18 protein-coding genes, 1 other RNA gene and 1 pseudogene are annotated in these 19,511 nt (G+C 50.2%); 15 read left to right on the forward strand and 5 right to left on the reverse strand.

Going from position 1 to position 19,511, the window contains the following annotated elements:
• The first annotated feature begins 396 nt into the window (after positions 1-396).
• Positions 397-2,262, forward strand: a complete 1,866-nt coding sequence (locus tag ACN28R_RS14590) for an FAD/NAD(P)-binding protein (RefSeq protein WP_095834781.1) — start codon at positions 397-399, stop codon at positions 2,260-2,262.
• Positions 2,263-2,374: 112 nt separating this feature from the next.
• The gene (locus ACN28R_RS14595; protein WP_048636089.1) at positions 2,375-2,578 is read left to right on the forward strand and encodes a 2-hydroxymuconate tautomerase family protein; all 204 of its coding nucleotides are present in this window, start codon (positions 2,375-2,377) and stop codon (positions 2,576-2,578) included.
• A 42-nt stretch (positions 2,579-2,620) separates the two neighbouring features.
• Here ACN28R_RS14595 and ACN28R_RS14600 read toward each other — a convergent pair whose 3' ends face one another.
• Positions 2,621-3,859 (reverse strand): Nramp family divalent metal transporter, encoded by a 1,239-nt coding sequence (locus ACN28R_RS14600; RefSeq protein WP_048636090.1) that lies wholly within the window; start codon positions 3,857-3,859, stop codon positions 2,621-2,623.
• Between the two features lie 481 nt (positions 3,860-4,340).
• Positions 4,341-4,922 (reverse strand): nucleotide exchange factor GrpE, encoded by a 582-nt coding sequence (grpE, locus tag ACN28R_RS14605; protein ID WP_095834782.1) that lies wholly within the window; start codon positions 4,920-4,922, stop codon positions 4,341-4,343.
• A gap of 132 nt (positions 4,923-5,054) precedes the next feature.
• Between grpE and nadK the strand changes: the two genes are divergently transcribed.
• The 3 genes from nadK to bamE all read left to right on the forward strand — a co-directional run bounded on the left by nadK (position 5,055) and on the right by bamE (position 8,350).
• Positions 5,055-5,933, forward strand: coding sequence for an NAD(+) kinase (gene nadK / locus ACN28R_RS14610; RefSeq protein ID WP_048636092.1), 879 nt, complete (start codon positions 5,055-5,057; stop codon positions 5,931-5,933).
• A gap of 85 nt (positions 5,934-6,018) precedes the next feature.
• Positions 6,019-7,680: a DNA repair protein RecN gene (gene recN / locus ACN28R_RS14615; protein WP_095834783.1), complete on the forward strand. Its 1,662-nt coding sequence runs from the start codon at positions 6,019-6,021 to the stop codon at positions 7,678-7,680.
• 334 nt (positions 7,681-8,014) lie between these two features.
• Positions 8,015-8,350: an outer membrane protein assembly factor BamE gene (gene bamE, locus ACN28R_RS14620; RefSeq protein WP_095834784.1), complete on the forward strand. Its 336-nt coding sequence runs from the start codon at positions 8,015-8,017 to the stop codon at positions 8,348-8,350.
• A gap of 113 nt (positions 8,351-8,463) precedes the next feature.
• Here bamE and ACN28R_RS14625 read toward each other — a convergent pair whose 3' ends face one another.
• Both ACN28R_RS14625 and ACN28R_RS14630 read right to left on the reverse strand, forming a co-directional pair.
• Positions 8,464-8,748 carry an RnfH family protein gene (locus ACN28R_RS14625; RefSeq protein WP_048636095.1) on the reverse strand — a complete coding sequence of 95 codons (285 nt, stop codon included), beginning with the start codon at positions 8,746-8,748 and terminating at the stop codon, positions 8,464-8,466.
• Positions 8,741-9,175 carry a type II toxin-antitoxin system RatA family toxin gene (locus ACN28R_RS14630; RefSeq protein WP_048636096.1) on the reverse strand — a complete coding sequence of 145 codons (435 nt, stop codon included), beginning with the start codon at positions 9,173-9,175 and terminating at the stop codon, positions 8,741-8,743. Before ACN28R_RS14630 ends, ACN28R_RS14625 begins: the two co-directional genes overlap by 8 nt.
• Positions 9,176-9,330: 155 nt before the next feature.
• Here ACN28R_RS14630 and smpB point away from each other — a divergent pair, with 155 nt between their 5' ends.
• From smpB to ACN28R_RS14680, 10 genes and pseudogenes are all read left to right on the forward strand, one after another.
• A complete protein-coding gene (smpB, locus tag ACN28R_RS14635) occupies positions 9,331-9,813 on the forward strand; it encodes an SsrA-binding protein SmpB (RefSeq protein ID WP_048639647.1) in 483 nt (160 codons plus the stop codon).
• Positions 9,814-9,987: 174 nt separating this feature from the next.
• Positions 9,988-10,351: a transfer-messenger RNA gene (ssrA, locus tag ACN28R_RS14640) on the forward strand.
• Positions 10,352-10,531: 180 nt separating this feature from the next.
• Positions 10,532-11,773: an integrase domain-containing protein gene (locus ACN28R_RS14645; RefSeq protein ID WP_095834785.1), complete on the forward strand. Its 1,242-nt coding sequence runs from the start codon at positions 10,532-10,534 to the stop codon at positions 11,771-11,773.
• 235 nt (positions 11,774-12,008) lie between these two features.
• On the forward strand, positions 12,009-12,254 hold the full coding sequence (locus tag ACN28R_RS14650) for a helix-turn-helix domain-containing protein (RefSeq protein WP_095834786.1): 246 nt from the start codon (positions 12,009-12,011) through the stop codon (positions 12,252-12,254).
• 791 nt (positions 12,255-13,045) lie between these two features.
• Entirely contained in the window at positions 13,046-13,921 is an 876-nt protein-coding gene (locus ACN28R_RS14655; RefSeq protein ID WP_095834787.1) for an integrase domain-containing protein, read from the forward strand.
• Between the two features lie 294 nt (positions 13,922-14,215).
• Positions 14,216-15,820 carry an AAA family ATPase gene (locus ACN28R_RS14660; RefSeq protein WP_095834788.1) on the forward strand — a complete coding sequence of 535 codons (1,605 nt, stop codon included), beginning with the start codon at positions 14,216-14,218 and terminating at the stop codon, positions 15,818-15,820.
• A gap of 441 nt (positions 15,821-16,261) precedes the next feature.
• On the forward strand, positions 16,262-16,576 hold the full coding sequence (locus ACN28R_RS14665; protein ID WP_375153886.1) for a winged helix-turn-helix domain-containing protein: 315 nt from the start codon (positions 16,262-16,264) through the stop codon (positions 16,574-16,576).
• A 250-nt stretch (positions 16,577-16,826) separates the two neighbouring features.
• A complete protein-coding gene (locus ACN28R_RS14670; protein WP_005973616.1) occupies positions 16,827-17,078 on the forward strand; it encodes a type II toxin-antitoxin system Phd/YefM family antitoxin in 252 nt (83 codons plus the stop codon).
• Positions 17,068-17,352 carry a type II toxin-antitoxin system RelE family toxin gene (locus tag ACN28R_RS14675; RefSeq protein ID WP_048636106.1) on the forward strand — a complete coding sequence of 95 codons (285 nt, stop codon included), beginning with the start codon at positions 17,068-17,070 and terminating at the stop codon, positions 17,350-17,352. Before ACN28R_RS14670 ends, ACN28R_RS14675 begins: the two co-directional genes overlap by 11 nt.
• Positions 17,353-17,795: 443 nt before the next feature.
• Positions 17,796-17,975, forward strand: a pseudogene (locus ACN28R_RS14680) (integrase); the annotation flags it as partial.
• Positions 17,976-17,999: 24 nt separating this feature from the next.
• Here ACN28R_RS14680 and ACN28R_RS14685 read toward each other — a convergent pair.
• The gene (locus ACN28R_RS14685) at positions 18,000-19,265 is read right to left on the reverse strand and encodes an alpha-hydroxy-acid oxidizing protein (protein WP_095834789.1); all 1,266 of its coding nucleotides are present in this window, start codon (positions 19,263-19,265) and stop codon (positions 18,000-18,002) included.
• Between the last annotated feature and the right edge of the window lie 246 nt (positions 19,266-19,511).

The following is a 19,511-nucleotide window of genomic DNA, read 5'->3' on the forward strand; positions in this document are numbered from 1 at the left end:
TCACGCACATGAGTGATAAAAAATGGAAAAGGGAAATAGCGTCCGCGGTCTGAATCATCATCAGACAACCCTGTCTGGAATAATTATTCTGACGCTGAGGATGGGTATCGAACGATCCTTCGATACGCGGATAACACCCGATAAACAGAGGGTTGATGCATACAACATTATCTCTCGCAAAAGAATCAAACTGACCAACCGTACCGATCAATCCCTCCATTCTCCGCCGACCAGCTTATTACAATTCATCCTAAATGCCGTCACACCCATAACCGCTAAAGGGGGACATTTGTCATTGCGACCGGCTTCTGCCAACGCAAACGCTGTAAAAAAACCGTAGTAAATATTTAAGCATGCTAATGGATTAAGGTTTAAATGATGTTAAGGAGACACAAAATGCCTCGAACCACGATCGCAATTCTGGGAATGGGCCCCCGAGGATTGAGTATTCTAGAACGCCTTATCACCCTCTATCATCACTATCCACAATCAGGCAAGATCGATATTTTGCTCGTCGACCCTAACGAGATGGGAACAGGCGCGCATAGTCCGCAACAGCCCGATCATCTATTGGTCAACACCGTAGCCTGCCAGATCACCCTGTTTGGCGATACCACCGTCAAGGATGCCGGTCCGACTCGCAGCGGTCCCTGCTTTTATCAGTGGGCCACCGAGCAGGGCTACCGTCATATCGACGGACATATTGTACGTGCCACAGAAGGTGGCCGGGCTATTCAACCGAATGACTATCTACCGCGCCGCCTGCTGGGGGAATATCTTTCCTGGGCCTACCGCGAGCTCATCCGCGAACTGCCGCCCGGTCTAAATGTCCGGCAGTTGCCTCTGCGCGCCGTTAACCTGTACCTGCGCGACGACGGCAAGACCGACATCTTGCTGGAGGAAGGCGTTCAATTTAGCGCCGACTTTATCTATATAACCACCGGTCACGGCAAGAACATGCCTTCTCTGGATGATCACTGCCTGCAACAATTCGTCTCGGCCAACCAGTCGAATAACCCCCGGTTACAGTATTACGCCACGCCCTATCCGATGTCCGCGTTGGACGCCATCTCCCCCGATACACGGGTTCTAGTGCAGGGAATAGGACTGACCGCCTATGACGTGCTATCACAGCTCACTTATGGCCGAGGCGGCGTCTTTACTGAAAAAGAGGGTCGTCTGAGCTATACGCCCAGCGGCCGCGAGCCAAAGATTGCTCTTTTTTCACGTCAGGCGCTCCCTTTCAGTAGCCGAGGCACCAACCAGAAAGGCGTGGGCGGGCAATATACGCCGTCGTTTCTGACCATTGAGGCCATCCGGCAGCTACGCGCACAAAACAGTATCGCCTCCGGCTCGCCTCAACTGGATTTTGAAAAACAGATCCTGCCGCTGCTGCTAAAAGAAATGAGCTATGTCTACCGCTGCACTTTACAAGGCAATAGGCTGGAACCGGCAAGCTATCAAGTGAGTGCTGAGGAGAGTCAAGCGATTCAGACGCTGCTGTATCCGCATCAGGACAAGACATTTTCGTCATTATGCGAGTATTCGCGCTTCTTCGCCGCACACTTGGAAGATGACCTCGCTGCCGCCGAGGCGGGAAATGTCGAAGGCGCGGTGAAAGCCGCCACCGACGTGATCCGCGATGTGCGGGATATTCTACGCGCCGCGATCGATTTCGGCGGGCTAACGGCCGCCTCGCACCGTCGTTTTCTCGAACACTTCGGCCCCCTTTTCAACCGCATTGCCGTAGGACCGCCCAAACAGCGGAATCAGGAACTACAAGCGCTGATGAACGCGGGTATCGTGACGCTGGCGGGCGGGCCATCGACTACGCTGGTACTCAACGCACGTTCAGGCTGTTTTGAAACCCATTCGACTTTTACCGGCGAAGTTCGTCTGGTTGAGAGCGACGTGTTGATTAAAGCCAAAATCGACAGTTTCTCGCCTTTATACGACGACTCTTCGTTCATTCGCAATCTCACCGCGCAAGGCATTTTCCGGCCATACATCAATCAGGGATTTCATCCTGGCGGCATTGATATTGACCGCCATCAACATCCGATAAACAGTAAGGGCCGGGGGTTAACCACGCTGTGGGCGCTGGGCAATCTGGCCGAAGGACCAAACTTTTATACGTACGTTTTACCACGTCCCCTGGTCAACTCACGAGCGATACGGGATGCCGGACAATGCGTTATCAATATGTATCAGCAGCTACTGAGCCGCCGTTCCGTCAATGGCTTGCCGGTCTACGAATGCTGAACGCATAGCCACTTCCCGTTGGCAGGCAATACCGGTGTTACGTTTTGATCTTTAACGTCTTAGCGCTCATTTCTCTGAGCGCTAAGGCTCTTCAGTAACTCATGGAGATCTTATGCCTTACGTAAACATTAAAATCACGAAGGAAGGCGTTACCGCCGAACAGAAACGGCAGTTAATGGAAGGCGCAACGCAGCTTTTGGTGGATGTGTTGAACAAAAATCCCAAGACCACTATCGTGGTCATAGAGGAAGTTGACACAGACAATTGGGGAATTGGCGGCATCCCGGTCACCGAGTTGAGAAAGGCTAGCAGTTAGCCCGACTAGCGGCGCAGCAGACGTGGCGCCGTTCATCCTGTTCTATTTGCCCAGCGCGCTGCCGATTAGCAGGTAAAGGTTCAGCGAAATCACCAGCACCACAATCACTTTCCCGGCATTTTGCACCAACCGGCTGTTTACCAAGTTCCCCATTAATTCCCGATTGCCGGTAAATGCCAGCAAAGGAATCAACGCCAGCGCGATGCCGAAACTCAGGATAACCTGGCTAACCACCAATACCCGAGTCGGATCCATTCCCGACAGAATGACGATAAATGATGGCAACATGGTGACGGTTCGGCGCACCCACAGCGGAATATGAAAACGAACGAAACCTTGCATGACAACCTGCCCGGCCAAGGTACCGACAACGGTCGAAGAAAGCCCGGCCACCACCAGGCTCAGGCCGAAAATAGTCGCCGCCGCTTTTCCCAGCAGAGGTTCAAGCGTCAAATAAGCGCGATCCAGATCGACAATATTTTGATTACCGCTGTAATGAAAAGCCGCGGCGGCGGTCGCCATCATCGCCAGGTTTACAAACCCGGCGATAGTCATGGCGATAGCGACATCGACTTTCGTCGCGGAATAACGTTCGGCGCGCGAGTGCCCGCCCTCATGTTGCGTAAGGGATGAATGCAGGTAAATCACATGCGGCATAATGGTGGCCCCCAGCACGCCCGCCGCCAGAAAAACCGCCTCGGAAGTCGGCAGACTGGGAATAACGATCCCTTTGGTCAGGGCGGCCAGTTCAGGCCGTGAGAACACCAGTTCGACAATGTAAGCCGCGGCGACAAACAGCAATAACCCGCCAATCACCATTTCCAACGGCTTCTGTCCGCGCCGTTGCAGCATCAAAATCAGAAAGGTGGCGATACCGGTGAGAATGGCGCCTTCCAGCAAAGATACGCCTAACAGCAGTTTGAAACCGATGGCGGCGCCGATGAATTCAGCCAGATCGGTCGCCATCGCGATGATCTCGGCCTGCACCCAATAGGCCCAGACGGCGGGCCGCGGAAAACGATCGCGGATCAGTTCAGCCAGGTTTTTACCGGTGGCGATGCCCAACTTGGCCGACAGCAGCTGTATCAACATCGCCATGATATTGGCCCACACCACGACCCACAGCAGGGTATAGCCATAGGCGGCGCCAGACTGAATATTGGTCGCGAAGTTGCCTGGATCGATGTAACCGATCGCCGCAATAAACGCAGGCCCCATCAAAGAAAGTTTAATTTTTCTTGATGTTCGGCTTGCTGACTCGGCGACGCGACTACTCGGCATAGTATGACCCTTCTAACTCTGTTGTTTTATCACTCTCACAGAATTGATAATGATTATCAAGTGCATTTAGAATGGCGACACCAATTCTTTTGATAGGTAATGGTGATGATGATCGATAAAAACAATAAAAAACACTCTTTTAATAAAAAAATATTAACAAAATATAAACAAAAAACCCATGCCGAAGCATGGGTTCAGACTGCCGACAAAGGGCTCTCAAACAATAGCGGATCGTAGGAAAGAGCGGCTCTCCTGCACCGAGCCGCCAGCAGATCCCCGCCTGCTGCCGCAGATACCGTGTTGAACATCGGTCGTCAAGCCGCTTTCTTCCGGCGGACTCTCACTCTCGTCGTTCCCGCGCAGGCGGGAATCAGCCGATGAATGTTTACGGTTCAGTGGCGGATCCCCGCCTACTACTGCGGGGATGACGGAGGGCAACGATCACGGGGACGACGTATATGATGCGCCGTCTACCCGCTCATCAGGCCTTCGCTTTAGATACCGCCACCATCGCCGGGCGCAGTAGACGTCCATTAAGCGTGTAGCCTTTCTGCATCACCATCATGACGTGATTTGGCTGATGGTCGTCGGACTCCAGCATGGTCATTGCCTGATGGACTTCGGGATTAAAGGGAACATTCACATCCTCAATCACCTCAATGCCGAACTTATGTACGGCATCCAGCAACGATTTCAGCGTCAGCTCAATACCTTCAACCATGGGAGCCAGCGCTTCGTTGGATTTGTCAGCCAAATCCAGAGCGCGTTCCAGGTTGTCGATGACCGGTAACATTTCGCTGGCGAATTTTTCCACCGCGAATTTATGCGCCTTCTCAACATCCATTTCCGCACGACGGCGGATATTATCGGCTTCGGCCCGGGCACGCAGGACGTTATCACGCTCACGCTGTTGCAATTCGCTCAATTGAGCCTCCAGCTCGGCAATCCGCTCGTCTCGTGGATCGGCGGCGTCCGCCGTCGCGCTTTCCTGTGGTTGCCCTTTTGCAGTATCCATTTGATCCAAGACTTGCTCGTCAGGCGTGTTCTGTTCTTTACTACTCATGAAATTCTCCGCGTTTTAGCATTAATCTCGCTAATTGCTTATTATGGGGATCAATACCGGGGATTCAAGGGAACCAGTCAGATATTGATTTTCCACGATACCGGGCACATCTCGTCGAGGATAACGACCGCAATGAATAAACCGTTTAATTGCATTGGCATAGTCGGTCACCCGCGCCACCCCACTGCGCTGGCGACCCATGAAATGCTCTATCATTGGCTGACCGGCAAAGGTTATTCAGTGTTTGTTGAACAGCAGATCGCCCTCGATCTTAACCTGAAGGACGCGCAAACCGGCAGCCTGGCCGATATCGGACAAAAAGCCGATCTCGCCGTCGTGGTCGGCGGCGACGGCAATATGCTGGGCGCGGCCCGGGTATTATCACGCTATGACATCCAGGTTATCGGCGTTAACCGCGGCAATCTCGGATTTTTGACCGACCTGGACCCCGATCACGCGCAGCAGCAACTTTCCGATGTGTTAAACGGCCAGTATCTGAGCGAACGCCGCTTTATGCTGGAAGCGCGTATCTGCCGCGCCGATCAACCCAGCAGCAGCAGCACCGCCATTAATGAAGTGGTGCTTCACCCCGGCAAAGTGGCGCACATGATTGAATTCGAAGTCTATATTGACGATAACTTCGCTTTCTCTCAACGCTCGGACGGCCTGATCATCTCCACGCCAACCGGCTCGACCGCCTACTCCTTATCCGGCGGCGGCCCGATCCTGACGCCCTCGCTGGATGCCATCACACTCGTGCCGATGTTTCCCCATACGCTCTCGGCCCGGCCGTTGGTCATTAACGGCAGCAGCAGCATCCGGTTAAAGTTTTCCCACATCACCAGCGATTTGGAAATCAGCTGCGATAGCCAGATTTCACTCCCCATACAGGAAAAGGAAGAGGTGCTTATTCGCCGCAGCGAATATTCCCTCAACCTGATACACCCAAAAAATTACAACTATTTCAATACGTTAAGCACAAAACTCGGCTGGTCTAAAAAATTATTCTAAAATCGACGCTCACCACTTTACTGTATATAAAACCAGTTTATACTGTATGTATTCACACCTTGTTATTACATACAGGAAAACTATCATGCTGGCGCAACTCACTATCAGTAACTTCGCCATCGTGCGTGAGTTAGAAATCGATTTTCAGGCAGGAATGAGCGTGATCACCGGGGAAACCGGTGCCGGTAAATCCATTGCTATTGACGCCCTCGGCCTGTGCCTGGGCAATCGTTCTGACGCCAGCATGGTAAGACCAGGCGCGTCCCGCGCGGATATCTGCGCCCGCTTCTCGCTGGCGGATACGCCCAGCGCACGCCATTGGCTGGAACAAAACCAACTGGATGACAGCAATGAGTGCCTGCTGCGCCGGGTGATTGGCGCAGACGGCCGTTCCCGCGGTTTTATCAACGGTACGGCGGTGCCGCTCTCGCAGCTGCGCGAACTCGGTCAACTCCTGATTCAGCTTCACGGCCAGCACGCGCATCAACTCCTACTCAAACCCGATCACCAAAAGCACCTGCTGGATGCCTACGCCGATGAAACGCAATTGCTGGAAGCCATGCAGCAAGTCTGGCAGCAGTGGCACCAGAGCTGCCGTTCGCTGGCGCAACTGCAGCAGGCCGCCATCGAGCGGGAAGCCCGCCGCGAGTTATTGCAGTATCAGTTGAAAGAGCTGAATGAGTTTGCGCCGCAGCCCGGCGAATATGAACAGATCGATGTCGAGTACAAACGATTGGCGAACAGCGGGCAACTGCTGGCATTGAGCCAGCAGACATTACAACTGCTCTGCGAAGATGAAGAGCAAAATATGCTCGGCATGTTACACAGTGTGAAACACCAGCTCGGCGAACTGGTCGGCATGGATGAAAAACTGTCCGGCGTGCTGTCCATGCTGGAGGACGCCGGGATCCAAATCAGCGAGGCCAGCGACGAACTGCGCCATTACAGCGAACAGATGGATCTCGATCCGATCCGGCTCTATGAGCTTGAACAGCGGCTATCCCGTCAGTTGGCATTGGCGCGTAAACATCATGTTCAGCCAGAAGCATTGCCTGCATTCCATCAACAGCTACTGGAAGAACAACAGTTGCTGGAGCAGCAGGTAAGCGACCATGAATCCCTGAGTCTCGCCGTTAGTGAGTATCATCAGCAGGCGCTGCACGTCGCCGAGCAGTTGCACGTTCGCCGTCAACACCACGCCAAAGAGCTGGCGCAGTTGATCACCGGAAATATGCATGATCTGGCGATGCCGCACGGGCACTTCACTATCGACGTGAAATATACGCCTGAATACCTGACGGCCAGCGGCGCGGACAGCATTGAGTTTCGCGTCACCACCAACCCCGGTCAACCACATCAACCTCTGGCGAAAGTGGCCTCAGGCGGGGAACTATCACGCATCGCGCTGATTATTCAGGTGATCACCGCACGTAAAATGGATACGCCGGCACTGATTTTTGACGAAGTCGATGTCGGGATCAGCGGCCCGACGGCGGCGATTGTCGGCAAAATGTTGCGTCAACTTGGCGAGTCCACGCAGGTGATGTGCGTCACCCACCTGCCCCAGGTCGCCGGTTGTGGCCATCATCACTTTTTTGTCAGCAAGCAGACGGACGGCGAGGAAACGGAAACATTGATGCAGCCGCTTGATAAACGCGCCCGGCTACAGGAATTGGCGCGTCTGCTGGGCGGCAGCGCCGTCACGAAAAATACGCTGGCGAACGCCAAAGAGCTGCTGGCCGCGTAAGGCTGAGCCCCAGGGACGGGGCCAGTCATCGAATACCGGGCGTATTCAATGCGGCGCGGCGTAGACCGACCATAAAAAAACGCCTGGAGCGTTTTTCAACGCCGCTTGCAGCGGCCCGAAAGGTGGCGGGTAGGGACAGCCCGCCATAAAAAAACGCCTGGAGCGTTTTTCAACGCCGCTTGCGGCGGCCCGAAGGGTGGCGGGCAGGGACAGCCCGCTATAAAAAATCCCAACTTTTTTGACTTCCTGAGGTCATACAGGGGTCTTGCAGGTTTTCAATTCAGGCAAGGTCTATTATCATCGGCAACCTATGCCCTTAAGGAATGTAATCACTATGCGCTGTAAAACGCTGACTGTCGTCGCCGCGGTGGTTGTTATGCTAACTGCCGGTTGTTCCACGTTAGAGAAAGTGGTTTATCGGCCGGACATCAATCAGGGAAACTATCTGGCACCGGGTGACGTTGCGAAAATTCATACCGGAATGACCAAACAACAGGTTGCTTACGTCCTGGGAACGCCAATGATGCAGGATCCTTTCGGCAGCGATACCTGGTTTTATGTATTCCGCCAACAACCGGGTCATGAATCCGTAAAACAGCAGACCCTGACGCTAACCTTTAGCGCTGAAGGCGTGTTAACCAACATCGATAATAAACCGACGCTGAATTAATCCGGCGATAACTCGTTGGATAGATAGGCAATTCTACACGGCGAAAACCCGTTTGTTATCAGGATAAGGTTTTCGCCGTGTAGATGAATAGCAAGAATAAGACAGCAGACGCCCTATTTTTTTGCGCGCTCGGCGCGTTGGCGGCGCAACTCTTTCGGGTCGGCAATCAGCGGACGGTAGATCTCAACGCGATCGCCACCATTGAGAATATCGGTCAGTTTCGCCGCTTTGCTGTAAATACCGACCTTATTGGTCTTCAAATCGATGTCGCTTCGCAGTTCCAGCAGGCCTGATGCAACGATGGCCTGCTCGACGGTACTCCCTTCCGCCAACGTTACCGTACGCAGGTATTGACGCTCTGGTAATGCATAGATCACCTCAACGCGAATATCAGGCACTGTAAACCTCTTTGGCGCGTTGCGTGAACGCCTGCACCATATTCCCCGCCAGCTCCTTGAAAACTTTACCAAAAGCGAGTTCAATCAAGGCATTGGTAAATTCAAAATCAAGGTGTAGCTCGACTTTACAGGCATCATTGCTTAACGGCGTGAAATGCCAGTCGCCGCTTAGCTGGCGAAAAGGACCATCAACCAATTGCATGTTAATATTCTGGTTATTGGTCAGCGTGTTGCGCGTGGTAAATGTCTTGCGAATTCCCGCCTTGGCAACATCGACGGCGGCGGTCATTTCGTCTGGTGTAGCAGAAAGCACCCGGCTACCGGTACAGCCCGGTAAAAAAGCAGGATAAGAAGAGACATCATTCACCAATTGATACATTTGCTCTGCACTGAATGGCACCAGAGCAGAACGACTTATTTTTGGCATATCATTTTCCGTGATTCATAAAACGCGCAAAATAATAGCACTGATAAGCCGACAGATGAAAATTCTGCGCGCATTACCGCACAATATCATCAACAATGGCGCAGACACTCGGCAGGGATTTCATTCCCTTTTACATCCAGTATAATGACGGCACTATGACAAAGAAAAAAGCGTACAAACCCGGTTCCGCTACCATTGCGCAAAACAAGCGTGCCCGCCACGAATACTTCATTGAAGAGGAATTTGAGGCCGGTCTTTCGTTGCAAGGTTGGGAAGTAAAATCACTGCGTGCAGGCAAAGCCAATATCAGCGACAGCTATGTGACATTCCGTGACGGCGAAGCGTATTTATTCGGCGCCACCATCACACCACTTAACGTTGCCTCTTCACATGTTGTTTGTGATCCGACGCGCACGCGCAAGCTGTTGCTCAACAAACGGGAACTCGATTCCCTGCTGGGCCGTACCAGCCGTGAAGGCTATACGGTGGTCGCCTTATCCATGTACTGGAAAAATGCCTGGAGCAAAGTCAAAATCGGCGTAGCTAAAGGTAAGAAAGACCACGACAAACGTGACGATATTAAAGAGCGTGAATGGAAATTAGACAAAGCGCGTATCATGAAGAACGCAAACCGCTAAGCCGATTCCCAATAGATTTCAAGGTGCGGGAAGGCGGCAAGCAAACGAATCCCGATGAGCTTACACCAGTAAGTGATTCGGGTGAGTGAACGTAGCCAACGCACCCGCAACTTGAAAGATGAAGGGAATATGGCTTAAGTAGGGTAAGTTCTGATATACTAACGAAAGTTTCTTGGGGCTGATTCTGGATTCGACGGGATTTGCAAAGCCCTAGGTGCATGCCGAGGGGCGGTTGGCCTCGTAAAAAGCCGCAAAAAAATAGTCGCAAACGACGAAAACTACGCCCTAGCAGCTTAATAACCTGCTAAGAGCCCTCTCTCCCTAGCCTCCGCTCTTAGGACGGGGATCAAGAGAGGTCAAACCCAAAAGAGATCGCGTGGATGTCCTGCCTGGGGCTGAAGCGTTAAATCCAATCAGGCTAGTTTGTTAGTGGCGTGTCTATCCGCAGCTGGCAGGCGAATGTAAAGATTAGACTAAGCATGTAGTACCAACGGTAGAGTAATTCCGGACGGGGGTTCAAATCCCCCCAGCTCCACCAACTTTTGTTCTATAGAACGCCAAAGAAGTCCACTAAGCCCGCATGGTACAAGCCCTGCGGGCTTTTTTACGTCTGCTGGGCGCTGTGGCGATCTTGTGGCTTCCACAACTTTTAGGTACCTTCTTAGGTACCCGAAAGGCAGGTACCCATCCAGCGGGTACCTAAATGATGGAGGTACCTATGGCACGGTTAACAAAACCCCTCACCGATACGGAGATCAAAGCCGCCAAACCACAGGAGGCGGATTACACACTGCATGACGGCGACGGTCTGCAACTGCTAATCAAAAGCAGCGGCAGGAAAGTTTGGCAGATGCGCTACTACCGGCCTTTAACCAAAAAGCGCGCAAAACTGACTTTTGGGCCTTATCCTGAAGTCACTCTGGCCGACGCACGGCAACGCCGGACAGCGGCTCGCGCCCTGCTGGTAAAAGATATTGACCCTTATGAACACCAGCTTTCATTGCGCAAGCAAGCGCTGGAAACCCAATCCAACACCTTTAAGGTCGTTGCCGAACGCTGGCTACAGTTAAAAAAGAGCAGCGTCACCGCCGACTATGCCTCCGATATCCAGCGCTCCCTCGAAAAGGACATCTTCCCCGCCATCGGCGATATCAGCATTACGGACATTAAAGCACGCACGCTGGTGCAGGCTATCCAGCCGGTGCAGGCCAGAGGCGCGCTGGAAACGGTAAGGCGGTTATGCCAGCGGATTAACGAAGTGATGATCTATGCCATGAACGTTGGTCTGATCGATGCGGCTCCCAGCGTCAATATCAGCAAGGCATTCGAGAAACCGCAGAAAAGGCACATGCCCAGCATCCGCCCGGACCAACTACCGCAACTGATGCAAACGATGCGGCTGGCAAATATCGAGTTACCGACCCGCTGTCTGTTTATGTGGCAGCTTCTCACCCTCACCCGCCCTGTCGAAGCCGCTGAGACGCGCTGGCAAGAGATCGATCTGGAGGCTAAAGAATGGCGCATTCCGGCCGAACGCATGAAAATGAAGCGGGTACATATCGTTCCGCTGTCAGAACAGGCACTGGCTATTCTGGAACTTATGCGGCCTTTAAGCAGCCATCGGGAATATGTTTTCCCCAGCCGCATTAAGCCGTTACAGCCAATGAATAGCCAGACGGTCAACGCCGCGCTGAAACGCGCCGGATTAGGCGGCATTCTGGTATCACACGGCATGCGCTCCATCGCCAGCACCGCGCTTAATGAACAAGGCTTTCCACCCGATGTCATCGAAGCCGCCCTCGCCCACGTAGATAAAAATGAAGTACGCCGGGCCTATAACCGCAGCGATTATCTGGAACAACGTCGCCCCATGATGCAATGGTGGGCCGACTTTGTGAAAGCAGCGGACAACGGCAGCGTGCTGGAAGGTGGAGTCCGGGGACTTAAGGCGATTGGGTGATTGTATGAAGCCGTGTTTTCTCTCCCGCCTCACACCATAAGCAAGTGATGGTGTGAGACGGGAGACGCGTTATTTTTCGCTCATCGTCAATGGACAAATCCTCAACCCCACGTCTTTAGTAACTCTTAAGATAAAGTCACTTAACGGATGCTAAAAAGGAAGAAATTAAAAATATGCCTTAGTCAGAACAAACAATTTCATCGCCTCTGACGGGCATCAACCTAGGTGACTTCGTATGATTGAACAAGACTGGCATCCGGCAGATATCATCGCTGGTTTAAAAAAGAAAGGCACAACGCTGGCTGCGGTTTCCAGAGACGCGGGACTCGCCTCTTCCACTTTGGCAAATACACTGACGCGCCATTGGCCTAAAGGAGAACGCTTAATCGCCGAAGCCTTGCATAAACGCCCTGAAGAGATCTGGCCTTCGCGTTATAACAGCGGACAGCACCAACAGTACATAGATAGAACTTCGGATTAGCCACTAAAAATTTACAAATTTTTTTTCATACCGCTAGTGGATTTAGACGCTCCTTACTGGATTTCTATGGAATAGAAATCCAGTAAGGAGCCAACAAGCGCAGCGCGTTAGCCGCTTGATATACGGATTTTGGCGCAGTAAATTGTCAGTGCTATACCGCTGCTGCAAGCAGCACTCCCATGTTGCCACGACCTTCAAGGCAACGCGCAGGACCAACCTGTGTGGTCGACTCCCAACCCGCCCCGCTACCGGTTTGCGGGTGATCGCTGCGGCGATGGTAGCTAACTTATCCCAACGCCTTAGGGCTGCATTCCGTTTGTTCTTCGTGAAGCAATGGCTTTTTGCATACGCACTGATGCGTACAACAACCTTTATAGCTGGCGCAACCGTCTGCGGCCTTTTGCTGCCTCAGCGAATGCATCCATGAGGCAGCGGCGTCACTTCATACGGCACAAAGCCGTTGCAAGTGACGCCGCGAACAATCTCTGCGCCAGCCCTTACGCCACAGCGCTTTCCGGCGCGACCTGTCATCTGACGCACATTTTCTGCGTCAATTCTCATCAACCCACTTATCAGAGGAGGACTGAACCGATATCTGAGGCAGGCTTTCAGCCTGAGGGGATTACCCTGCTGATGCAGGCGGCTGCACCGAGTGCATAACCGATATCCCCGTCATACCTCAACCGCTGCCGCTCCGGCGCGCAGATATTGTTCAGTGTGGCACGGGAAATCCGTGTCGTGAATCGCCGTGCGCCGGAGAACAGAGGTTATTGAGGATGGGGGGATAGCATATGTCACGATTAAGTCGGGAGATGCAGACGCTGGCCCGACAGGCCGGCGGCAGCCATAAGACGGTACATGACCGACTAAAAATTGCAGAGTGGCTTGCCAGCAACCTGCTGTCTTTGAATATTCAGATCCGCACGGTGCAGCATCTGAAAGCAAAACATATCGAATGCTATATCGCCGAACGGTTAGAACAGGGAATTACCCTGCGCACGCTGCATAATGAAATGGCGGCAGTGCGTGTCATTCTACGGGCTGCCGAGCGGAGCAAGCTAGCGGATGCGGAGCGGCTGAGCAACAAGGCGTTAGGGCTGAGCGGCGCCAGCCGGGACGGTACGCGAAAGGCGATTACGCCGGAGCGCTATCAGGCAGCGCTGGCAATCCTGCAACAGAAAGATGCAGGGTTAGCACTCACGCTGCAACTGGCTCGAATGATGGGGTTGCGCTCGCAGGAAGCGGTGCAGTGTTCGCAGTCGCTCAAGACATGGGCCACGGCGCTGGAGCGAGGCGACGAGCAATTAACGGTGGTATTCGGCACCAAAGGCGGACGGCCCCGGCAAACGCGAGTTCTAGATCGGGAAGCGTTAATACAGACAGTGAATCAGGCGCTGTCGGTAGCTGCTACCCATAACGGTCGGCTAATTGATAAACCGGATCTGAAAAGCGCCATCAACCGCTGGCGCTCGCAAACCGCTATGGCCGGACTAAAGGGGCAATATTCCCCGCACAGCCTGCGTTACGCATGGGCGCAAGATGCGATGCATTATTACCGGCAACAAGGTTTCAGCAACCGGGAAGCAAGTGCGCTGGTTTCGATGGATTTAGGGCATGGGGGTGGACGTGGGAGGTATGTGGAGCAGGTTTATGGGAAAGTGCTGTAGAGCGTCGTTGAATAAATCGGCGTGTACTGACCCATGCTCGATCTGGCTCTTTTGCTGATCTGAGCGCAATCTAATCCGGCAGGCGGCTATGTGCCAGAAGCGGAAGTAACCTGCGCAATGTTGCGTTAATACGCAGGAGTCAGATCTCTAACACTGTGCAGGCATTAACAGTTTTTTTATGATGAAGATCATGTAGGCCTGATAAAAATGACGATTTTGTAACCTCACTTACCGATAATTTAACATGTAGCGCTTCTCTAATAAAATCTGACTTTGTAATGGATGAACTAAACTATGCAGATAAAAAAATTAAGATTGTTCAATGGATACAAGCGTTTTCATGACTTGACCATTGATTTAGGCGAAAATCCCGCCAGAATTATCGCATTGGTAGGACCCAATGGGTGCGGAAAAAGCAGTGTTTTAGATGGTATTCTTTTTCACCATAGTGCGTTCGGCGCATTGGGTAACAAAGGAAATAAAGACCACCTTTATCACTCTATGCATAATGACCCCTCGTTTGATTATCAAAGCATCTCGATTGAATTTACTAGCGGTACTTATTACGATGCAAGACAAAGTAGAAAGGGTAAAGAAAATACTTTGTTTTCCTTCCGGAGTCCTTACAGATACAATTCTAATTTGAACGTAACGGAAAGCAGAGCAGTTGGTGAGATATATTTAAATAATTATGGTGCATCTTCTGCTTCAGATATTGACGATAAGATGGAGGAAAACTATCGTAGGCTAAATATCAGGCTTAATAAATATATGCATTCTGAGGATTGTAAACCAAGTGAGGCCAAGGAGAAAATCATAGGGGATTTGAATGAGTCAATAAAAAACTGCTTAAACCTCGAAATTGATAACCTCGGGAATATAGAAAGCTCTCAAGGAACGATTTATTTCAAAAAACCTGATCACCCCAAACCATTTTCATTTAATGTATTGTCATCAGGAGAAAAAGAAGTCGTAGATATTTTACTTGACTTATATTTAAGGCAAGATGAATATTGCGATACCGTTTATCTTTTAGATGAACCAGAGTTGCATATCAATACATCTATTCAGAAAAAACTTCTTGTTGAAATAAATAGGCTCATTGGCGAACAATGTCAAATATGGTTAACAACTCATAGCATCGGTTTTATGCGAGCTCTACAAGATGAACTCAACGAAAAATGCCAAATAATATATTTTGATGAAAATTATAATCTCGCTGCTGAGACTAAAATTTTAACACCTACTACGAAGAGTTCTGGTATGTGGCGCAAAATTTTCGGTATTGCCTTGGACGATCTCACTCATCTACTCAGTCCTAAACGAATAGTGTACTGCGAAGGTCGTGATAGCCCAGGCACTGCTGGGAGGGAGCGCGGCTTAGATGCTCAAGCTTATAATACTATTTTTAATGAGAGATACCCTGACACATTATTTGTTTCAAGTGGTGGGAACACTGAGCTAGATAAAAGAAGTGATATTGCTATAGCCATTTTATCTAAAGCTCTACCTAATTTAGAAGTGTTGGTTTTGAAAGATAGAGATTCCGGATCAGGCCGTTGCGTATCTTCGAATGAAAGAGAATTATACCTTGATACAAATCCTGAAAATCATCGTATGTTGATCCGTTGGGAAATAGAAAACTATCTTTTCAGCAAAGATGCGCTAATTAGTTATTGTAAAAAAAATGGACTTTCTTTCGATGAAGCTCAGTATGATGAAACTGTTACGGATATTAAAAATCAAAGTGTAAAGGAGCTAAACAACCACATTAGAAATATTTGTGGGATAAAAACGAACATAAATTCTGAAGTTTTTAAGTTGAGGCTGGCCGAAAGCTTGCCTGCTGATTCCGATACATACAAAGAGCTTGAGAAGTCAATTTTTTACACTAAATGACTTAATATCTTAAGCGTGGTTTTTCCCCGCTCCTAAGATAGGACTATAGTGTATCTTACAGCTAAGATATCATTCCCCCCAAAGCATCATCAATATTTAAGTATTGATGATACTTCATCCTAAATTAAATGGAATCATTAAAAATAGACGATTTTATCACTATTTTTATAACATTTTACTATGTTTGAAATGTCCGCTCTTCGCTCATAGCCGCCAGATGGAACTCTTGCGGGCAACTGAGTGCCAGAAGTAGGTATTACAAACACTACCGTATGTTAATCAATGGGGAGCAGGTCACTAGTCACTATAGCTATAAAACACACAATTCGATTCCTCGGCTGAAAATATTTTTGCTACTCATGTCACAAATAAGTCCCACAGCCTCCATTTTAACCAAGCTAACAAAATTTTTAGGCCCAAACTTAGGCCCATAGAACAAAAGTGGAATCAGGAATAAGCCAACTAATCAAAATAATAGGCAACCTATTCAACTCCCCCCAGCCCGGGCTGTACGCCAACATCACGCCGCGTAACCCGCGTAAATATCTATACCACGCCTACCTGTCATTTATGGAGTCGTACGGCCATCAAAAGCCCATTAGCCTGACGGCTTTTAGCAAGGTGCTGCCTAATATGATGTCGGAATACGGGCAGGTGTACCTCAAGGGCAGAACCAAACAGGGCATACAGACTAACCTTGAGCTGAAAGATGAATCGGACACCGACTGGCTGCCCAAGTGTGAGATGGCGAGGTAGACGTCAGCAACGATACAACGGTTTTTTTACGTCGGAACACCTTAAAAGGTGATGAGTCACTCGTCACCTGTTCACCAACTTATCACCCATTAATACATTGATTATTAAATATAAAACTGTCTATTGAAGAGAGTGAACAGTTTTTTATAAAATCTTTTTATTTAGCCTCATGCTCATACTGTGATGTTGCTGCTTTTTTGATTAAGTGCTAAATTCAGTATCAAATATCATACTTAAAAAGAGGCGAACTATGTCTGTACAACCTATCCTTGCTAATGCTGCCGTGAGTATCAGCGACTTTAAAAAATCGCCTAATGCCGCGCTTAAAGAAGCTAACGGCGAACCTGTAGCCGTGTTAACTAATGGCCGTATCTCTGGCTATTATGTTTCCCCCGAAACATGGGAAGCTCTGGCCGACTATCAGGAAGATATTGAACTCGCCAAAATTGCCCGTTCACGGATGAAGGGGAAACGTGTGAAGGTCGATCTGGATGAGTTATAAGCTGGAGTTTGAAGAGCGCGCGCTGAAAGAATTTAAGAAGCTGGGCGCACCCGTGCGGGAGCAGTTCACCAAAAAACTGAAAGAGGTTTTACAAAATCCCCACGTTCCCGCCAATCGTCTTCATGGAATGGCTGACTGCTACAAAATCAAACTTCGTTCCGCTGGCTATCGGTTAGTTTATCAAGTGATTGAGCATGAGATCGTGGTGCTGGTTTTAGCTGTGAGCAAACGGGAACGCTCAGAAGTTTATAAAGCAGCGAAAGACCGACTATAAACGCGGATGTTTTAAACTCGCGGCTTTCTTGTTGTGCAACATACCTATCATCAAGGTGATGAGTCACTCACCACCCGTTCATCTACTCATTACCCATTAATGTATTGATTATTAAAAAAATAAAATCTTCTGGCAAAGAGGGGGAACTGTTTTTTATAAAATCTTTTTATTTCATTATTCCAAATTAAGCGAACAATAAATATACACATAGGGCATGGCTCGGGGACTTGCTGACAAAATGATCGATTACCATCATGTAACAGCGTTGCTCTTATTCGTAGGCTCACGTTTAGGCCTATAAACAAGTCTGAATTCAAAATTATATATTATTTATCATAATGTTATGATACCCCGGCGCAGTGGCAATCTTGTGACAACCACAACTTTGAGGTACCTAAAAGGCAGGCACCCATCCAGCGGGTGCCTAAATGATGGAGGTACCTCTGGCACGATTAACAAAACCCCTCACCGATACGGAGATAAAAGCCGCCAAACCACAGGATGCGGATTACCCACGGCATGACGGCGATGATCTACAACTGTTAATCAAAAGCAGCGGCAGGAAAGTCCGGCAGATGCGCTACTACTGGCCTTTAACCAAAAAGCGCGTAAAACTGCCTTTTAGACCTATGCTGCAGTGATATTAATCAAACCTCCCGGATGAGAATCGATGGGTCGACATTATTCACATCGGCGGTGCCGGTCAGCACCATGCTTGACTCAAGCTCACCTTGGAAGCGTTTAAACTGCATCTCAACCCCTTTAACACCACCGCCGAGGCTGGCACGTAGCATTGGACGGCCGACTAATACGGCTTGAGCGCCACTAGCCAGTGCCTTGAGCACATCGCCGCCATCACGCACGCCGCCATCCACCAGAATCGGCATCTTGTAACCGCGATCACGTACGGCTTTTACAATCGCGGGTAACACATGCATAGTGGCTATGGTCGAGCTCAGTACGCGACCGCCGTGGTTAGACACCACAATCGCACCGCAACCGGCTTCAGCGCACATCAGGGCTTCTTCAACCGTCATCACCCCCTTCGCCATAAAGGGGATTTTGGCGTATTTAACGATTTCCTTAAGCTTTTTCAGATCCTTAGGCTCAACCGTGCTGCCGGGTAGCGCACGAGCGGCGCGGCCAGCCGAATCGATGTCAATCGCAAAGAAAGGCGCGCCGGCATTCTGTACGAGATCGATACGATCAAAGATTTCCTGTTGAGTACGAGGCTTGATTTGCGCAATCGCGCGGCCTTTAAATTCTTTGACGACTTCTAAACGACGTTGGTAGGTATCGAGTGGATCTTCAATGCCATCCGCCGCCCAACCTAAACAGCCTACGTTCGCCGCCCCTTCGATAATGCCGCGGGCGTATTTATCTTCGGTCATCACTTGGCCATCGAACGCTAATTTGTTGGCCGCGCCCATGTTGTAGGTTAGGCCGCCGGTGACACCGGTCAGGATGGGCATAGCTAATTTAACGCCGAGTAACTCAGTTTCCATTTTCGGCTTAGTCACATTGTGCAGACTGCGCATATTGAGGCTCATGCCTTCAAAGGCTTCAATGTTGCGCACAAAGCTTTGGCGCATACCGCCCATACCGGGAACCCCCTCTCCGCAGGGGCCTTTACCGTTACAATGGCCTGCGCCGGCTACATCACAAGCAGCGCAAGTACTCATAATTCTACGAGCATTGTTGAGCACATCTTTTAAGTTTTTAGGCTCTTTGATGTAACCCGTGATGGCTTTTGGCACCTCCGCAGCGTCAGTGGTTGCCGCTGCTGCGACAGCCGATGCGCCTGCGGCATTGACCGCAGATGAGGCCGACATGGCAAGCGTTCCCGCCGCAGCGGCGAGCACGGCTCCCTTGGTTAAAAATTCACGGCGATTTTGATCTAATCGATTATCCATCTTAGTGTCCCCTATGTTATTCAATTTTTTTTCAGGAGTTATTGACGCATTTTGCTCACGATCGCAATTTACGTCGCGCGACTTCCTAGGGGGTAACACTCGAAGATAAAATTTGGCGATAGATCGCTTAACTCAAAAAACTTTGACCCTTGCATACCCAATTATGCATTTTTGCATAACAACGAAAACTCAGCCGTTAAAAATCAATTAATTATATTTATTTTCAATCAAATATAACCTAACTGC

Source organism: Brenneria goodwinii (assembly GCF_002291445.1).
In the GTDB taxonomy this organism is placed as follows: Bacteria; Pseudomonadota; Gammaproteobacteria; order Enterobacterales; family Enterobacteriaceae; genus Brenneria; species Brenneria goodwinii.

Coding starts and splice junctions, on each gene's coding strand:
- ACN28R_RS14590 (WP_095834781.1), top strand. CDS start 397: ATGCCTCGAACCACGATCGCAATTCTGGGAATGGGCCCCCGAGGATTG.
- ACN28R_RS14595 (WP_048636089.1), top strand. CDS start 2,375: ATGCCTTACGTAAACATTAAAATCACGAAGGAAGGCGTTACCGCCGAA.
- ACN28R_RS14600 (WP_048636090.1), bottom strand. CDS start 3,859: ATGCCGAGTAGTCGCGTCGCCGAGTCAGCAAGCCGAACATCAAGAAAA.
- grpE (WP_095834782.1), bottom strand. CDS start 4,922: ATGAGTAGTAAAGAACAGAACACGCCTGACGAGCAAGTCTTGGATCAA.
- nadK (WP_048636092.1), top strand. CDS start 5,055: ATGAATAAACCGTTTAATTGCATTGGCATAGTCGGTCACCCGCGCCAC.
- recN (WP_095834783.1), top strand. CDS start 6,019: ATGCTGGCGCAACTCACTATCAGTAACTTCGCCATCGTGCGTGAGTTA.
- bamE (WP_095834784.1), top strand. CDS start 8,015: ATGCGCTGTAAAACGCTGACTGTCGTCGCCGCGGTGGTTGTTATGCTA.
- ACN28R_RS14630 (WP_048636096.1), bottom strand. CDS start 9,175: ATGCCAAAAATAAGTCGTTCTGCTCTGGTGCCATTCAGTGCAGAGCAA.
- smpB (WP_048639647.1), top strand. CDS start 9,331: ATGACAAAGAAAAAAGCGTACAAACCCGGTTCCGCTACCATTGCGCAA.
- ACN28R_RS14645 (WP_095834785.1), top strand. CDS start 10,532: ATGGCACGGTTAACAAAACCCCTCACCGATACGGAGATCAAAGCCGCC.
- ACN28R_RS14650 (WP_095834786.1), top strand. CDS start 12,009: ATGATTGAACAAGACTGGCATCCGGCAGATATCATCGCTGGTTTAAAA.
- ACN28R_RS14655 (WP_095834787.1), top strand. CDS start 13,046: ATGTCACGATTAAGTCGGGAGATGCAGACGCTGGCCCGACAGGCCGGC.
- ACN28R_RS14660 (WP_095834788.1), top strand. CDS start 14,216: ATGCAGATAAAAAAATTAAGATTGTTCAATGGATACAAGCGTTTTCAT.
- ACN28R_RS14670 (WP_005973616.1), top strand. CDS start 16,827: ATGTCTGTACAACCTATCCTTGCTAATGCTGCCGTGAGTATCAGCGAC.
- ACN28R_RS14675 (WP_048636106.1), top strand. CDS start 17,068: ATGAGTTATAAGCTGGAGTTTGAAGAGCGCGCGCTGAAAGAATTTAAG.
- ACN28R_RS14685 (WP_095834789.1), bottom strand. CDS start 19,265: ATGGATAATCGATTAGATCAAAATCGCCGTGAATTTTTAACCAAGGGA.